General features: G+C 64.9%; 15 protein-coding genes. 5 read left to right on the plus strand and 10 right to left on the minus strand.

All coding sequences use genetic code 11. The annotated features are described in order from the left end of the window. The first annotated feature begins 64 nt into the window (after nt 1–64). Nucleotides 65–700, plus strand: a complete 636-nt coding sequence (locus MUW49_RS01870; protein ID WP_161470294.1) for an FMN-binding negative transcriptional regulator — start codon at nt 65–67, stop codon at nt 698–700. A 73-nt stretch (nt 701–773) separates the two neighbouring features. On the opposite strand, the gene MUW49_RS01875 is transcribed toward MUW49_RS01870, so the two are convergent. From MUW49_RS01875 to MUW49_RS01920, 10 genes are all read right to left on the minus strand, one after another. Next, a complete protein-coding gene (locus tag MUW49_RS01875) occupies nt 774–1,235 on the minus strand; it encodes a hypothetical protein (RefSeq protein ID WP_045522239.1) in 462 nt (153 codons plus the stop codon). A gap of 199 nt (nt 1,236–1,434) precedes the next feature. Then, nucleotides 1,435–1,647, minus strand: coding sequence for a hypothetical protein (locus MUW49_RS01880; protein ID WP_041211694.1), 213 nt, complete (start codon nt 1,645–1,647; stop codon nt 1,435–1,437). 94 nt (nt 1,648–1,741) lie between these two features. Next, on the minus strand, nt 1,742–2,071 hold the full coding sequence (locus MUW49_RS01885; RefSeq protein ID WP_161470293.1) for a DUF1294 domain-containing protein: 330 nt from the start codon (nt 2,069–2,071) through the stop codon (nt 1,742–1,744). After that, nucleotides 2,068–2,658 carry a sugar O-acetyltransferase gene (locus tag MUW49_RS01890; protein ID WP_161470292.1) on the minus strand — a complete coding sequence of 197 codons (591 nt, stop codon included), beginning with the start codon at nt 2,656–2,658 and terminating at the stop codon, nt 2,068–2,070. The genes MUW49_RS01885 and MUW49_RS01890 overlap by 4 nt, the downstream gene beginning before the upstream one ends. A gap of 89 nt (nt 2,659–2,747) precedes the next feature. Beyond that, entirely contained in the window at nt 2,748–4,007 is a 1,260-nt protein-coding gene (locus MUW49_RS01895; RefSeq protein ID WP_161470291.1) for an MgtC/SapB family protein, read from the minus strand. A 219-nt stretch (nt 4,008–4,226) separates the two neighbouring features. Further along, nucleotides 4,227–5,063 (minus strand): transporter substrate-binding domain-containing protein, encoded by an 837-nt coding sequence (locus tag MUW49_RS01900; RefSeq protein WP_161470290.1) that lies wholly within the window; start codon nt 5,061–5,063, stop codon nt 4,227–4,229. Then, entirely contained in the window at nt 5,060–5,821 is a 762-nt protein-coding gene (locus MUW49_RS01905; protein WP_161470289.1) for an amino acid ABC transporter ATP-binding protein, read from the minus strand. Before MUW49_RS01905 ends, MUW49_RS01900 begins: the two co-directional genes overlap by 4 nt. Next, nucleotides 5,818–6,480, minus strand: a complete 663-nt coding sequence (locus tag MUW49_RS01910) for an amino acid ABC transporter permease (protein WP_161470288.1) — start codon at nt 6,478–6,480, stop codon at nt 5,818–5,820. Before MUW49_RS01910 ends, MUW49_RS01905 begins: the two co-directional genes overlap by 4 nt. A gap of 183 nt (nt 6,481–6,663) precedes the next feature. Next, entirely contained in the window at nt 6,664–7,329 is a 666-nt protein-coding gene (locus tag MUW49_RS01915) for an amino acid ABC transporter permease (RefSeq protein WP_216945041.1), read from the minus strand. Beyond that, nucleotides 7,326–8,537: a threonine synthase gene (locus tag MUW49_RS01920; RefSeq protein WP_216945042.1), complete on the minus strand. Its 1,212-nt coding sequence runs from the start codon at nt 8,535–8,537 to the stop codon at nt 7,326–7,328. The genes MUW49_RS01915 and MUW49_RS01920 overlap by 4 nt, the downstream gene beginning before the upstream one ends. A 224-nt stretch (nt 8,538–8,761) precedes the next feature. On the opposite strand from MUW49_RS01920, the gene MUW49_RS01925 reads away from it, so the two are divergent. The 4 genes from MUW49_RS01925 to MUW49_RS01940 form a co-directional block, all read left to right on the plus strand. Next, entirely contained in the window at nt 8,762–10,909 is a 2,148-nt protein-coding gene (locus MUW49_RS01925) for a prolyl oligopeptidase family serine peptidase (RefSeq protein ID WP_244812355.1), read from the plus strand. Nucleotides 10,910–11,098: 189 nt separating this feature from the next. Next, nucleotides 11,099–13,255 (plus strand): AsmA family protein, encoded by a 2,157-nt coding sequence (locus tag MUW49_RS01930; protein WP_244812356.1) that lies wholly within the window; start codon nt 11,099–11,101, stop codon nt 13,253–13,255. A 139-nt stretch (nt 13,256–13,394) separates the two neighbouring features. Continuing rightward, nucleotides 13,395–14,129, plus strand: coding sequence for an SDR family oxidoreductase (locus tag MUW49_RS01935; RefSeq protein WP_201871871.1), 735 nt, complete (start codon nt 13,395–13,397; stop codon nt 14,127–14,129). 173 nt (nt 14,130–14,302) lie between these two features. Further along, nucleotides 14,303–14,541 (plus strand): transposase (locus MUW49_RS01940; RefSeq protein WP_213044662.1); only part of this gene is annotated, 239 nt, incomplete at its 3' end.

The following is a 14,541-nucleotide window of genomic DNA, read 5'->3' on the forward strand; positions in this document are numbered from 1 at the left end:
CGCCGGGCAGGGCATGATCCCGCTGCAATGCGTATGGACGCGTCAACCGGATCAAGGAGTTCCCATGTACCTGCCACCCCATTTCGCCGTTACCGACCCCGAGGCGCTGCACCAGCTGATGCAGGCGCACCCTCTGGGGGCCCTGATCACCTGTGGTGAAGGGGGGCTGGATGCCAACCATCTGCCGTTCGAGTTCGATGGGGAGCAGGGGGCCCACGGTGTGCTGCGGGCCCATGTGGCCCGCAACAACCCGCTCTGGCAGGAGGTGAAAGACGGCGACGAGGTGCTGGTGATCTTCCGGGCCGCCGAGGGTTATATCTCCCCCAGCTGGTATCCGGGCAAGCAGGTGCATCACCAGCAGGTGCCCACCTGGAACTATGCCGTGGTACACGCCCATGGCCGTATCCGGGTGAGGGACGATGCCCGCTTCGTGCGTCGCTTGCTCGCGACCCTGACCCGTACCCACGAGGCGGGAGAGTCCATTCCCTGGAAGATGGCGGATGCACCGAGAGACTATCTCGAGACCATGGTGCAGGCTGTGGTGGGCATAGAGATCGAGGTTGAGCGGCTGGTCGGCAAGTTCAAGCTGGGTCAGAACAAGGAGACAGCGGATCGCCTGGGTGCGGCCAATACCTTGCAGGATCGCGGGCAGACCGCGCTGGCCGGCGCCATGCTGAACCCGCCCCCTTCACAGCCCTAGCGTGGCATCATGGGATCCGGCCCGACAAAAATGGCAACCTCCAGGTTGCCGTTTTTCATGGTTCCACTCCCGTTCACGCGCTGGCATTGAGCAGTTTGCCGACACCTTCCCCCTTGCCATTGGGCAGGGTTTGCTTGAAGGCGTAGAGCAGCTGATCGAGGTTGAGGTCGCTGTTGCCAAGGGAGCCTTTGAGGGTGTCGAGCTCGCTCTGCAGCGCGTCGAGGCGGGTGCTCTGGGTGCCGTCTGCCAACTGGATGCGGGCGGCATCGATGGCCTGGGGCAGCGACTGGCCCGAGGATTCCTGGCCCAGGGTCTGCATCAGCGCCCCCATGAAGTGGTTGATGGCAGGGCGGTTCTGCTCGCTGTCAGCCTCCTGGATGCCAAGGCGCTGGAACAGGCTCTGCACCGTGGGGGCAAGGTGCTCTTCCTGCACGGCAGGCTCGGTCTGGGCGGGCGGCGTGCCGTCGCCCAGCAGCTTGCTGCCGAGCTTGATGGCAAGGGAGGCGAGGGGAAGCAGGGTGCCGATGGCGATCATGATGTCACTCTCCGTACGACTGATGTCATGACGGAGCAGGGAACGGGCCAGCTTGGCGATCATTCAGCCGAAAAATGGCAGGGGATTGATCCTGCTGTAAATTTCGTTTTGCCAGGCAGAGGGCGAGCGGGTGCGAACGGGGGCGGCGGCAAACCCTTGCAGCCCGGGGGCTGGTTGGTTTGCCACCCGGCTTGCCGGATCAGAGCTCCTTGAACGGGCGGCGTTTCTCCTCCTCGATGACGATGGCCTCCAGATTGGCGATGCGCTCCTGCAACTCCTTGATGATCATGTCCTGCTTGCCAAGACGGTCGGTAATGCGGGCATCCCCCATCTGGTAGCGGGCGCGCTTGGTGAGATAGCTGAACGACACGCTGATAAAGACGATCAGGACGATACCTGTCCACATGGTCATGAATGACTCCTTTCAATATTTGAACGAGAGGATCTGTCTCCCGTGCTGTCGTTGTCTCATACCCGACCTTGGGCGGCAATGCCTGCCTGGTTGTTCAGAGCGGCCAGCTGAGCCAGATCCCGAGCAGCAGCAACTGCCCCCAGACGATGGCCCAGAACCGCAGGCGGTAGCTCCCCTTCTGGGTCTTGTGGCGCAGCCACTGGCGGGCGACCAGGGCGCCAGGCCAGCCGCCGCACAGCTCAAGCAGGTGCAGGCGGGCCTCGGGCACGCGCCAGCCACCACGAATGGCCTGGCGTTTGTCCCAGGCGTAGACGGCCAGGGTCAGCAGGCTCATCAGCAGGATCAGGGCTAGCGGCCACCAGTTGGCATCGTGCGCGCCGAGCCAGCCTGCCCAGGCCAGGGGCAGCAGGGCAAGAGCCATCATGACAGGCACGCCTGATCCCGGGTCTCGCCCGGGTGTAGCGTGCGGATCACCCGTGCCGGATTGCCCACCGCCAAGGAGTCCGCCGGGATGTCCCGGGTCACCACGGCGCCGGCCCCTATGATGGAGCGCGGCCCTATGGTGACGCCTGGGCAGATGATGGCTCCGCCGCCAATCCAGCAGTCATCGCCGATCCGCACCGGTTTGTTGTAGGCGGTCCAGTTGCGTCGCTCCAGATGATCCATGGTGTGGGTGGCGGTGTAGATCTGCACGTTGGGGGCCAGCAGCACATGGTTGCCGATGTGCACCTCGCCCACGTCGAGTATGGTGACGTTGAAGTTGAAGAAGGTCTTCTCGCCGATGTGGATGTTGCGGCCGAATTCGCAGGTGAAGGGGGTGCTGATCCAGCAGGAGTCGGGGCAGTGGGCGAAGAGGTCGCGGCAGATCTGCTGGCGCAGGACGTGATCCCCCGCCGGTGAGGCGTTGAGCCGGCTCAGCAGCGCCTGGCCGCGAATGCGGTCGTTCGCTATCTCCTCGCTCTGGCTGTCCAGGGCGCCCCCAGCCAATACCTTGTCCCAGTCGCTTGCCATGGTCATCTCCTCCTGCTGCAAGAGGGGGCAGTATACGCGACAAGGGGAGGGGGTGTCAGAGTGCCGGGCCCGTCAGGTGATCCCCGTCATCATGTCATCAGGACAAGGGGCAGGATGAGCAGGATGGAGACGAGGTAGGGGAGCAAGACCCGCCGCCCCAGGCTGCGTCCGCCAATCACCAGTGCCAGCACCCCTTTCACCAGGGAGTTGACCAGCCCGGCGAGCAGTATGCCCCTGGCGGCTACCTCCAGGGACAGCTCCTTCTGGGCGAGCTGGGAGAGGGAGAGGGTGATGGCGTCCACGTCCGTGATGCCGGAGACCAGCGACAGCAGATAGACCCCGGAGTTGCCCACCTTGCTTTGCAGCAGGGTGGCCATGAAGCCGATGAGGGCGAGCAGCAGACCGAACTTGATGGCGGTGGCGAGATCCAGCGGGTTGCGGGTTTCGGGCTGTACCGGGCCGTCCGGCATCTCTTCCCGCTGGCGCCAGAACCAGAAGGCAAAGCCGTAGACGATGGCTGCCAGTAGCAGCAGGGGGGCGGCCAGACGCAGCGCCAGCTCTCCGTGGATGATCAGCACCAGTGCCAGCAGCCTGAGCCACATGGTGGCTCCCGCCAGCAGAATGCCGGTGGCCAGCAGCCGCTCCAGCCCTCCCTGCTCCTTGTTGAGGCGGGCAAATTGCAGGGTGAGGGCGGTGGAGGAGGCGAGCCCCGCCAGCATGCTGGTGAGCACCAGCCCGGAGCGGGTGCCGAGCAGGCGCACCGCGAAGTGACCACAGAACGAGATGCCGGCGATCACCACCACCATGAGCCAGATCTTGAAGGGATTGAAGGCATTGAGGGGACCCATCTCGGTATCGGGGAGCACCGGCAGCAGCACCAGGGAGATAAGCAGAAAACGCAGGGTGGCGTGAAACTCCATTTCGCTCAAGAACAGCATCCCCTGCTGGATCTTGCCCTTGAGCCCCATCAGGAGGGCCGCCAGCACGGCGCAGGCCACCGCCTCGCTCGGGCTCTGCAGCACCGACATCAGCCCCAGCAGGTAGGTGAGCACCATGGCTACCGAGCTGGTGAGGCCGAACTCCCCCTGCCAGCGCTGGGCCAGCCAGACCGAGAGGCCGCACCCCGTCACCACGGTCAGCAGACCGAGCAGGGCCAGCCAGGGCCCCAGGGTTGGCAGCAGCAGGGCGCAGACCCCGCCGAGCAGACCGATGAGGCCATAGGTGCGCATCCCGGCGATGCGCTGGTTGTCTCCGAGCTGGCGCACCTGCCAGCCCCGCTCCAGCCCGATGATGAGCCCGATGGCCAGGGACACCAGGGCGCCGTAGACGGGCTCGGCCTCTATCCACATGGGTTTCTCCTCCCGTTGCCGTTTCAGTGAGGATGGCACAGGGCATCCCGGGGCAGGGGGAGCTGGCTCACAGAGCGGGTGTCCCGCCTGCCGGGGTCTTGCAAACAAAAAAAGGCGCCACCTGGAGGGGGCGCCTGGAAAGGTCAAACCTTGCGGTTTGCAGACCAACGGAACCAAAGATCACACACTTCACACTCAGCACTGCTGTGGGGGCAGGGCTCAACCCTGCCACTTGCCTCCTTCCACTATCACGTCGTTGGGATCGGTATCGGCGCTAAGCTTGTCGCGCACATACTGGTCGTAGAGTTTCAGCAGGTACTTCTCTTCCCCCAGCTTGGCGAGACGGTCGTTGACCCAGTCACGCAGCTCGATATTGCCCTTCTTCACCGCCGGGGCGATGGGGTCTTCCGAGCCCAGCTTCTCGGGCAGTACCCGATAGCCCGGGTTCTCCTTGGCCCAGCTGAACAAGACCAGGTTGTCCTGGGCATAGGCATCGCCGCGGCCCTGGGCCAGGGCCTGCAGGGATTCGGTGTTCTTCTCGAACTTGAGCACCTTCCAGTCCGGGTGGTTGCGGGTCAGCCAGATGTCGGCCGTGGTACCGGTGGTGACGATAAGCCGCTTGCTGGCCAGATCGTCGAACTTCTTGGCGTCGCTGCCTTCCGGCACCAGCACCTGCACCGCGACCTTGAGGTTCGGGTTGGTGAAGTCCACCACCTGCCGCCGCTCCGGGGTCACCGTCATGTTGGCGAGGATCAGATCCACCTTGTCGCTCTGCAGGAAGGGGATGCGACTGGCGGGCTCCACCGCCACGAACTCGACCTTGTTCTCGTCCCCCAGCAGATCCTTGGCGAAGCGGCGGCCGAGATCGGTGTCAAAGCCGACGTAGTTGCCCTTCTCGTCCACATAGCCAAACGGCGGCTTGTCGGTGAAGACGCCGACGATAAGCTTGTCCCGCGCCTTGATCTTGGCGAGGGAACCGTCTTCTGCCTGGGCGGCGCCGCTGGCGAGGCCCAGGCCGATGAGGGCGCTAAACAGGACCGAGGTAATTATCTTCATGCTGACTCCTTTCGTTTGCTGACAGTTGTATAAGAAAACTTGGCGAGGAACTGACGGGCACGCTGGCTCCTGGGATTGTCGAAAAATTGATGGGGGGCGGCCTGCTCCAGGATGTGGCCGCCGTCCATGAAGACGATGCGATCCGCCACCGCCTGGGCGAACGCCAGCTCGTGGGTGACGATGAGCAGGGTCATGCCGCTGCCGGCGAGATCGCGGATAACCTCCAGCACCTCCTGCACCATCTCGGGATCCAGCGCAGCGGTCACCTCGTCAAACAGCATCACCTGCGGGTTCATGCACAGGGCCCGCACGATGGCGATGCGCTGCTGCTGGCCGCCGGAGAGCTGGCGCGGATAGTCGTGGCGCCGCTCCCACAGGCCAATGCGGGTCAGCAGCTGCTCCGCCTGCAGCAGGGCCTCCTGCCGCTCCCGCTTCTGTACTTGCAGAGGGCCGAGCAGCACGTTCTCCAGCACCGTCAGGTTGGGGAAGAGGTGATAGCTCTGGAACACCATGCCGATCCGCTGGCGCAGCCGCTGCCAGTCGGTGCTGGCATCCAGTCGCTCTCCATCGAAGCGAATGTCGCCCCCCTGAATGGGTTCGAGCCCGTTCAGGGTGCGCAGCAAGGTGCTCTTGCCGCAGCCGCTCGGCCCCAGGATGACGATCACTTCCCCGGGGTTCACCGTGAGGCTGACCTCATCCAGTACCCGGTTTTGGCCGAATTGTTTGCTGACAGCATTGAGCTCAAGCAGAGGTGTCATACCGCATTACCCCATTGTTGCTCCAGCCGGCGCGAGGTGAGCGAGAGCGGATAGCAGACCAGAAAAAAGAACAGGAACAGCAGACCGTAGATAAGCAGCGAGCCATAGGTGCGCTCGATGATTTGCTGGCCCACCTTGATCACCTCCACCACCCCGATCAGCACCGCCAGCGAGCTGGTCTTGATGATGCGGGTGTAGATGTTGATGGTCGGTGGCGTCAGCCGTTGCAGCGCCTGGGGCAGCAGCACGTGGCGATAGAGCTGCCAGCGGGAGAGCCCGAGCGCCAGGCCGGCCTCCTGCTGACCGCGGGCGAGGGATCCCAGGCCGCCGCGCACCACTTCGCCCACCTCGCTGGCCCCCCACAGGGCCAGCACCAGCACGGCGCACCAGAAGGCCGGGATGTCTACGCCAAAGAAGATCGGCAGCCCGAAGAAGAAGAGGTAGAGCCAGACCAGCACGGGCACCACCCGAAACAGCTCCAGATAGACCCGCAACACTCCCCGAGTCAGCCTTCCCCCCTGTTGGGCCAGCACGCCGTAACCGACCCCGCCCAGGGTGGCGAACAGGATGGCGAGCAGCGAGATGGCGAGGGTCTGACCCGCGCCCACCGCCAGCAGCGGCAGCGCCTGCGTCAACTGCTCAGTGACCTGACTGGCCATAGTGATCCCTCCTTCTTTGTGCATGGGTGGCGAGTGACGGCGGCAGAAAGATAAGTCCCCACATCGGGATCCTCGTCTGCATCAGCGATTCAGTGACCGGACTGACCATATTGATCCCTCCTTTCCTCTGCATTGGTGGCGAGTGACGGTGGCAGCAGGAAAATAGATGCCTGCATCAGCGATTCAGTGACCGAACTGACCATACTGCAGCCTCCTTTCAACGACGCGCAGGGCCAAGGAGAGCGGCAGAAAGATCAACACGCACATCAAGGTCAGCACCGCCAGCATCTCGTAGGTCTTGTAGTAGAGGGCGATGTAGTTCCTGGTGGTGTAAAGGAGCTCGGGCACCGCCACCGCCGAGGCCACCGTGGTCTCTTTGAGCAGGAAGATGAAGTTGGCAAACAGCGCCGGCAGGCTGGCGAGCCAGGCCTGGGGCAGTTGCACATGGCGCAGCAGTTGCCAGCGGGAGAGGCCGATGGCCCGACCCGCCTCCAGCTGACTGGCGGGGACCGCCTGCACCCCGGCCCGCAGCGCCTCGGTCAGGTAGCCGCCGCCGAGGAAGGTCATGGCGATCACCGCAGTGGCAAAGCCCGACAGCGACAGGTCGAGCGCCGGCAGCCCGAAGTAGAGAAAGAACAGCTGGATCAGGAGCGGCGTGTTGCGGGCCAGCTCCACATAGGCGTGGATCACCCGGTTCAGCCAGGGCTTGTGCAAGCTTTGCAGCGTCACGTTGAGCAGGGCCACGGTGAGGGAGGTGACAATGACGATGGCGCCGAGTTGCAGGGTGACCCAGACCGATTGGCCAAAGGCCGGCAGGGTGGTGAGGACAAAGGACCAGTCGAAACTCATGCCGGGATCCTCCCGTCACGGCGCAGCCGCTGGGGCAGCACTGTGATGGCGTCCGGGTACTTGATGCCGGCGCCGGTGTTGAGCACCACCACCCGCTCGCCCCCCTGGATCCAGCCCGACTCTCGCAGCTGGCGGGCGGCGGCGAAGGCGGCCGCCCCTTCCGGGCAGACGAAGCTGCCTTCCCGGGAGGCGAGCTGGCGGATCTCGCTCTGGATGGCCCTGTCGTCCACCGCGACGGCGCAGCCCTCGGTGCGATAGAGGGCGTCCAGCACCAGAAAGTCCCCCAGCGCCTTGGGCACATTGATGCCGAACGCCAGGGTCTGGGAGTCGGGCCAGAAGCGCGACTCGCGCTCCCCCTGTTGCCAGGCCTGGACTATGGGGGCGCAGCCGCTCGCCTGCACCGCCACCAGCCGGGGCAGGTCGCCCTTGACCCAGCCCAGCTCCTGCAATTCCCGCAGCGCCTTGTAGATACCGATGAGGCCGACTCCGCCACCTGTGGGGTAGAGGATGACGTCCGGCAGGGTCCAGCCGAGCTGCTCGGCGATCTCCAGCCCCATGGTCTTCTTGCCCTCGATGCGATAGGGCTCCTTAAGGGTGGAGGCATCGAACAGTCCCTGCTCGGCCACCGCCTCGGCCACCTGGCGACCGGCGTCGCTGATGAGGCCGTCCACCAGATAGAGGCGGGAGCCAGCCAAGGATGTCTCCAGCCGGGTGATGGCGGGGGCCGCCTGGGGCATGACTATGGTGCTGCGCAGCCCGGCGCGGGCGCCGTAGAGCGCCCAGGCCGCACCAGCGTTGCCGTTGGTGGGCATGGCGAAGTGGGTGACGCCGAGCTCCCGGGCGCGGGAGACGCCGACCGCGGCGCCACGGGCCTTGAAGGAGCCGGTGGGGATGACGCTCTCATCCTTCATCCAGAGATCCGGGATGCCTATCTGCTTGCCCAGGGTGGGCAGGGGCAGCAGGGGGGTGAAGCCTTCCCCCAGGGTGACCACCTGGGCGGGGTCGCGTACCGGCAGCAGCTCGTGATAACGCCACAGGCTGGCGGGACGGCCCAGCAGGGCGGCCGGATGCCAGGCCTGCTTCAGGGCCTCGAGATCGTAGCTGGCGAGCAGTGGCGCACCGACCCGGCTCAGTTGCTGGGGCTGATCGGCATCATGGATCTCGCCCGTCTTGCTGCACCGCAGATGTGATAGGTAGCTGTACGGCATGCTTTATCCTGAATGTGTCACGTTGGCTGGTTTCTTATTCCATCCTGTGACCCAGGGGCCGGATAACAAACAAAATAAAGCGGCAAACTTAAGCGAAAAAAGTCATATGACTCCTGCGAGATGAAGGGGGGCGGCAGGGCGACGCCGACCCCGCTGGGGGGTTGGGCCATCCGGCACTCTTTGTTACCCTGCCCGCTTCACCGAAATTGCAGGGAGCCGCCTCGATGCGAGCCATTGTCAGCCTGCTGGCCCTGTCACTGCTGTGTGCGTGCAGCGGTCAGTCAACCAAAGAGGATGCCATGTCAGGGAAAGCGAGCCTTCACTACCCCGTCACCCGCCAGGGTGAGCAGGTGGATCACTACTTCGGCCAGGCCGTGGCCGACCCCTATCGCTGGCTGGAGGATGACCGCAGCCCCGAGACCGAGGCCTGGGTCGAGGCCCAGAACGCCGTGACCCGTGACTACCTGGCGCAGATCCCGTATCGCGCCGCCATCAAGGAGAAGCTCGCCGCGTCCTGGAACTACGCCAAGGAGGGGGCGCCGTTTCGCGAGGGGCGCTACCACTACTTCTTCAAGAACGACGGCCTGCAGAACCAGAACGTGCTGTGGCGCCAGCAGGAGGGCAAGCCGGCCGAGGTGTTCCTCGATCCCAATACCCTCAGCCCTGACGGCACCACGGCGCTGGATCAGCTGAGCTTCTCCCGGGACGGCCGCATCCTGGCCTACTCATTGTCGCTGGCCGGCAGCGACTGGCGCGAGATCCACTTGATGGACGTGGAGAGCAAGCAGCCGCTGGAAGCGCCCCTCAAGGACGTGAAGTTCAGCGGCATCAGCTGGCTCGGCAACGAGGGCTTCTTCTACTCGAGCTACGACAAGCCCGACGGCAGCGAGCTGTCGGCCAGGACCGATCAGCACAAGGTCTATTTCCACCGGCTCGGCACGGCGCAGGAGGATGACCGGCTGGTGTTCGGCGCCATCCCGGCCCAGCACCACCGTTACGTGGGGGCGACCGTCACCGAAGATGACCGCTTCCTGCTTATCTCGGCGGCGAACTCCACCTCAGGCAACCGCCTCTATGTGAAGGATCTGAGCCAGGAGAACGCGCCGCTGCTGACGGTGCAGGGGGATCTGGAGGCGGACGTGAGCCTGGTGGATAACAAGGGCGGCACCCTTTACCTGCTGACCAACCGGGACGCCCCCAATGGCCGGCTGGTGACGGTGGATGCCGCCAACCCGGGTCCGGCCCGCTGGCGGGATCTCATCCCCGAGCGCCAGCAGGTGCTGACGGTGCACAGCGGCAGCGGCTATCTGTTCGCCGAATACATGGTGGATGCCACCGCCCGGGTCGAGCAGTTCGACTACGAAGGCAAGCGGGTGCGCGAGGTGGCGCTGCCCGGCCTTGGCAGCGTCAGCGGCTTCAACGGCAAGCACGATGATCCCGCCCTCTACTTCGGCTTCGAGCACTATGCCCAGCCGCCGACTCTCTACCGGTTCGAGCCCAAGAGCGGCGCCATCAGCCTCTATCGCGCCTCGGCGGCGCCGTTCAAACCGGAGGATTACGTTTCCGAGCAGCGCTTCTACCAGAGCAAGGACGGCACCCGGGTGCCGCTCATCATCAGCTACCGCAAGGGGCTGAAACTCGATGGCAGCAACCCGACGATCCTCTACGGCTATGGCGGCTTCGACGTGAGCCTGACCCCGAGCTTCAGCGTGTCGGTAGCCAACTGGCTGGATCTGGGGGGCGTCTATGCGGTGGCCAACCTGCGCGGGGGCGGCGAGTACGGCCAGGCCTGGCACCTGGCGGGCACCCAGCAGAACAAGCAGAACGTGTTCGACGATTTCATCGCGGCGGCCGAGTACCTCAAGGCCGAGGGCTACACCCGCACCGATCGGCTGGCGATCCGAGGTGGCTCCAACGGCGGTCTGCTGGTGGGGGCCGTGATGACCCAGCGGCCGGATCTGATGCGGGTCGCCCTGCCGGCGGTGGGGGTGCTCGACATGCTGCGCTACCACACCTTCACCGCCGGGGCGGGCTGGGCCTATGACTACGGCACCAGCGCCGACAGCGAGGCGATGTTCGACTACCTGAAGGGCTACTCGCCCCTGCACAACGTCCGGCCCGGGGTCAGCTACCCCTCGACCCTGGTGACCACGGCGGATCACGACGATCGGGTGGTGCCGGCCCACTCCTTCAAGTTTGCCGCCACCCTGCAGGCCGACAATGCCGGCCCCCATCCCCAGCTCATCCGCATCGAGACCAATGCCGGGCACGGGGCGGGGACGCCGGTGGCAAAACTGATCGAGCAGAGCGCGGACATCTATGCCTTCACCCTGTACGAGATGGGCTACCGGGAGCTGCCGCGTCAGCCTTGATCCGAGCGAGACGGGCGTCAGCCATCCACTATCATCAGGGCCCTGCGGGGCCCTTTTTATTGCCGCGCGTTTGAACGCCGACCTGCGACCATCCCTGTCTCGCCGCGGGCTTGTTTTGGCAGACGGGCCCCATCTGTTATCCCCCCGGTGGTATAGTCAGCCACAAGATCCGCATTCAAGGAGTCCGTCGTGAAGAAGATCATCTACATCCTGCTGGGACTGGCGCTGGCCGCCGTGGTGGCCATCGCCGCCCTGGTGTCCCTCATCGATCCTAATCAGTTCAAACCCCAGCTGGCGGAACAGGTGCGCAAGAGCACGGGCCGCGAGCTGGTGATGGAGGGGGCGATAGGCTGGCGCTTCTGGCCAAGCCTCGGTCTCTCCCTCGAGAAGGTGGCGCTGCGCAACCCCGCCGGCTTTGCCGAACCCGACCTGGTGCGCTTCGAGCAGGGTGAGGCCTCGGTGGGCCTGCTGCCGCTGCTCTCCCATCGGCTGGAGATAGGCAAGGTGACCCTGAGCGGTGCCCACCTGTTTATCCAGACCAGGGCTGACGGCAGCTCCAACCTGAGGGATCTGCTCCAGGCCTCCGCCGACCCCAAGGGGGAGGCGGCCTCCGAGCCTGCCGCAACGACGACCCCTGCCGCCAGTGACGAGCAGCCCTGGCAGATCAGCCTGCAAGGCATCGCGCTGGTGGATGCCAGCGCCCTGGTGCGGGACGATCGCAGCGGCACCGTCTCCCGGCTCGACCGGCTGGATCTCGATCTGGGGCAGTTGACCCCGGGGGAGTGGGTACCGGTGACCCTGGCCGCCAAGGGTGCCCAGGGTGAACTGGCGTTTGATCTCAAGGGGTCGGCCCAGCTCAAGCTGGCGTCCGATGCCAGCCGCAGCGAGCTGAAAGATGTCGCACTGGCGGGGAGCCTGAGCGAACCGATCCAGCGGCTGGATGCCTTCTCCCTCAAGGCCGATCGGCTGGCGCTGGGGCAGTGGAGCAGCCTCACCCTCAGTCTGCAAGGGGCACAGGGGGCAGCGGACAAGCCGACCCTGGCCGGCACCCTGGAGGGGACCCTCAAGGCGCGCCTCGATGAGAACCGGCAACTGCTGGAGATATCGGATGCCGTGCTGGCCGCCAAGCTCAGCGGCGATGCCCTGCCACGTCCGCAGATGCAGGTGAAGCTGGCGGGCTTTGCCCGCGCCGAGCTGGACAAGCAGGCCGTCACCCTCAGCAACCTGGTGATGGGGGTGGATGATGCTCTGCTGAGCGGCAACGGCAGCGTGCAGCTTGGCGCCGTGCCCAGGGTAGGGTTTGACCTCAAGGGGGAGAAGCTGGATCTCGACGGCTGGCTCGGTCAACCGGCCAAGGCTGCACCTGTGGCCGCCACCTCGGGAGCGGCTGCACCGGCCGGAACGCCGGCACAGACCGCCGTGCCCGCCAACAGGGCGCTCTCCACGGCCGAACCGGATCTGACCGCCCTCAAGTCGGTGGACCTGGCTGGCCGCCTGCAACTGGGTAGCCTGCGCCTCAAGGGGCTGGATCTGAGCGCCGTCGATCTGCAACTGGCCCTGGCCGGTGGTCAGCTCACCCTCAAGCAGTTCAGTGCCGGGGTGGCCGGCGGCAAGGTGACCGCCAGCGGTCTGCTCGATGCCCGTCAGCAACCCGCCCGCTATCAGGCCAGCAAGCGGGTGCAGGGAGTCGATGTGCGGCCCCTGCTGCAGATCCTGGCCCAGACCGACCTGCTGGAAGGCAAAGGGGATCTGGAGGTGCAGGTGCAGGGCTCAGGACTCTCCGAGCAGGCGCTGCGCAGCCGGATGCAGGGCAAGGTGAACCTCAAGTTGAGCGATGGCGCCCTGCACGGCATCAACTTGGCGGAGATGATCCGCGAGGCGCGGGCCACCCTGACCGGCAAGGGGGCGGATCAGGTGAAGGAGGTGCGCAAGACCGACTTCAGCGCCCTCACCGCCAGCTTCCAGATTGCCAACGGGGTTGCCAGGAGCGATGACATCCAGCTCTTTGCCCCCGCCCTGCGGGTGAAGGGGCAGGGCCAGACCGCCCTGGTGCCGGAGACCCTCGACTTCCTGTTCCTCACCTCCGTGGTGGAGAGCAGCAAGGGGCAGGGGGGCAAGACGGTGGATGAGCTCAAGGACATCACCATACCGGTGCGCATCGGCGGCCACTGGCAGGCGCCGAGCTACAAGCTCGACGTGAAGGCCTTGCTCAGCAACAACAAGGTGCTGGAGGAGAAGGCCCGCAAGGAGGCCGAGCGCGGTCTCAAGAAGCTGCTGGGTGACAAGGCCGACAACGAAGGGGTGAAGGGGGTGGCGGACCAGCTGCTCAAGGGTCTGTTCAAATAGCCAACCTCCCGTTATTGCCATCAAGAGCCCGCCCCGTGCGGGCTCTTTGTTGTTGTGCCGGGCGTCACGGGACGAGGTGTGGTCGCCAACATGAGGTACTATGCGAAGCAGTCATCGAAACCGGGAACCGGGAGGGTTCATGAACAAACGGGTGCTGATCACCGGCGGTGGCAGAGGTATCGGGGCCGCGACGGCCCGCTATCTGGCGGCGCAGGGTTACCATCTCTGTCTCAACTATCGTCAGGACAAGGCGTCCGCCGAGGCGGTGGTGGCTGAGATTCTGGCCACCCATCCGGTCGAGTGCATCGCGGTGCAGGCCGATGTCAGCGTGGAGGCCGAGGTGGTGCGCCTGTTCGAGGAGATGGACGCGCGGCTCGGCCCCGTTACCCACCTGGTGAACAACGCCGGCAGGTTGCAGCCCCAGATGCGGGTACTGGAGATGAGCGCCGAGCGCATCAACCAGACCCTGACCACCAATGTCACCAGCTGCTTTCTCTGCTGCCGCGAGGCAGTGCGCCGCATGACGGCGGGGGGCGCCATCGTCAACGTCTCTTCCGCCGCTGCCAGGCTGGGCTCCCCCGGGGAGTACGTGGATTATGCCGCCGCCAAGGGGGCCGTCGACGTGCTGACCAGAGGCTTGTCGCTGGAGCTGGCGGCTCAGGGGATCCGGGTCAACGGGGTGCGTCCGGGTTTCATCTACACCGAGATGCATGCCGACGGCGGCGAGCCCGGCCGGGTGGACAGGATCAAGGGGGCCATTCCGCTGCAACGGGGCGGCGAACCCCGTGAGGTGGCGACCGCCATCGCCTGGCTGCTGTCGGACGAGGCCTCCTATGCCACCGGCACCTTTATCGATGTGGCAGGCGGGCGCTAGGTCATCGTAGAAAAAAGGGGGGAGGACGCTCCCCCTAAGGAATGGTTATTCGTAGACAGCAGTTGTAGAAAGCAATTTGTCAGCAAGAGTAAAAATCTCATCTATGGAAGGTGCGAACAAGTCCCTGATATGAGATCATGTTTGTCATCTGGAGCCATGGAGCAGGGTTCATCATGAGTCATCAACTTACCTTCGCCGACAGTGAATTCAGCAGTAAGCACCGTCAGACCAGAAAAGAGATTTTCTTGTCCCGCATGGAGCAGATCCTGCCATGGCAAAACATGGTGGAAGTCATCGAGCCGTTTTATCCCAAGGCTGGTAATGGCCGGCGACCTTATCCGCTGGAAACCATGCTACGCATTCACTGCATGCAGCATTGGTACAACCTGAGCGATGGCGCGATGGAAGATGC

It is taken from the genome of Aeromonas sp. LsrichE-8G, assembly GCF_022869435.1.
Taxonomy (GTDB): domain Bacteria; phylum Pseudomonadota; class Gammaproteobacteria; order Enterobacterales; family Aeromonadaceae; genus Aeromonas; species Aeromonas caviae.

Bases quoted from the DNA above. Each gene is read 5' to 3' on its own strand.
- MUW49_RS01870 (WP_161470294.1), top strand. From the start codon at position 65: ATGTACCTGCCACCCCATTTCGCCGTTACCGACCCCGAGGCGCTGCAC.
- MUW49_RS01875 (WP_045522239.1), bottom strand. From the start codon at position 1,235: ATGATCGCCATCGGCACCCTGCTTCCCCTCGCCTCCCTTGCCATCAAG.
- MUW49_RS01880 (WP_041211694.1), bottom strand. From the start codon at position 1,647: ATGACCATGTGGACAGGTATCGTCCTGATCGTCTTTATCAGCGTGTCG.
- MUW49_RS01885 (WP_161470293.1), bottom strand. From the start codon at position 2,071: ATGATGGCTCTTGCCCTGCTGCCCCTGGCCTGGGCAGGCTGGCTCGGC.
- MUW49_RS01890 (WP_161470292.1), bottom strand. From the start codon at position 2,658: ATGGCAAGCGACTGGGACAAGGTATTGGCTGGGGGCGCCCTGGACAGC.
- MUW49_RS01895 (WP_161470291.1), bottom strand. From the start codon at position 4,007: ATGTGGATAGAGGCCGAGCCCGTCTACGGCGCCCTGGTGTCCCTGGCC.
- MUW49_RS01900 (WP_161470290.1), bottom strand. From the start codon at position 5,063: ATGAAGATAATTACCTCGGTCCTGTTTAGCGCCCTCATCGGCCTGGGC.
- MUW49_RS01905 (WP_161470289.1), bottom strand. From the start codon at position 5,821: ATGACACCTCTGCTTGAGCTCAATGCTGTCAGCAAACAATTCGGCCAA.
- MUW49_RS01910 (WP_161470288.1), bottom strand. From the start codon at position 6,480: ATGGCCAGTCAGGTCACTGAGCAGTTGACGCAGGCGCTGCCGCTGCTG.
- MUW49_RS01915 (WP_216945041.1), bottom strand. From the start codon at position 7,329: ATGAGTTTCGACTGGTCCTTTGTCCTCACCACCCTGCCGGCCTTTGGC.
- MUW49_RS01920 (WP_216945042.1), bottom strand. From the start codon at position 8,537: ATGCCGTACAGCTACCTATCACATCTGCGGTGCAGCAAGACGGGCGAG.
- MUW49_RS01925 (WP_244812355.1), top strand. From the start codon at position 8,762: ATGCGAGCCATTGTCAGCCTGCTGGCCCTGTCACTGCTGTGTGCGTGC.
- MUW49_RS01935 (WP_201871871.1), top strand. From the start codon at position 13,395: ATGAACAAACGGGTGCTGATCACCGGCGGTGGCAGAGGTATCGGGGCC.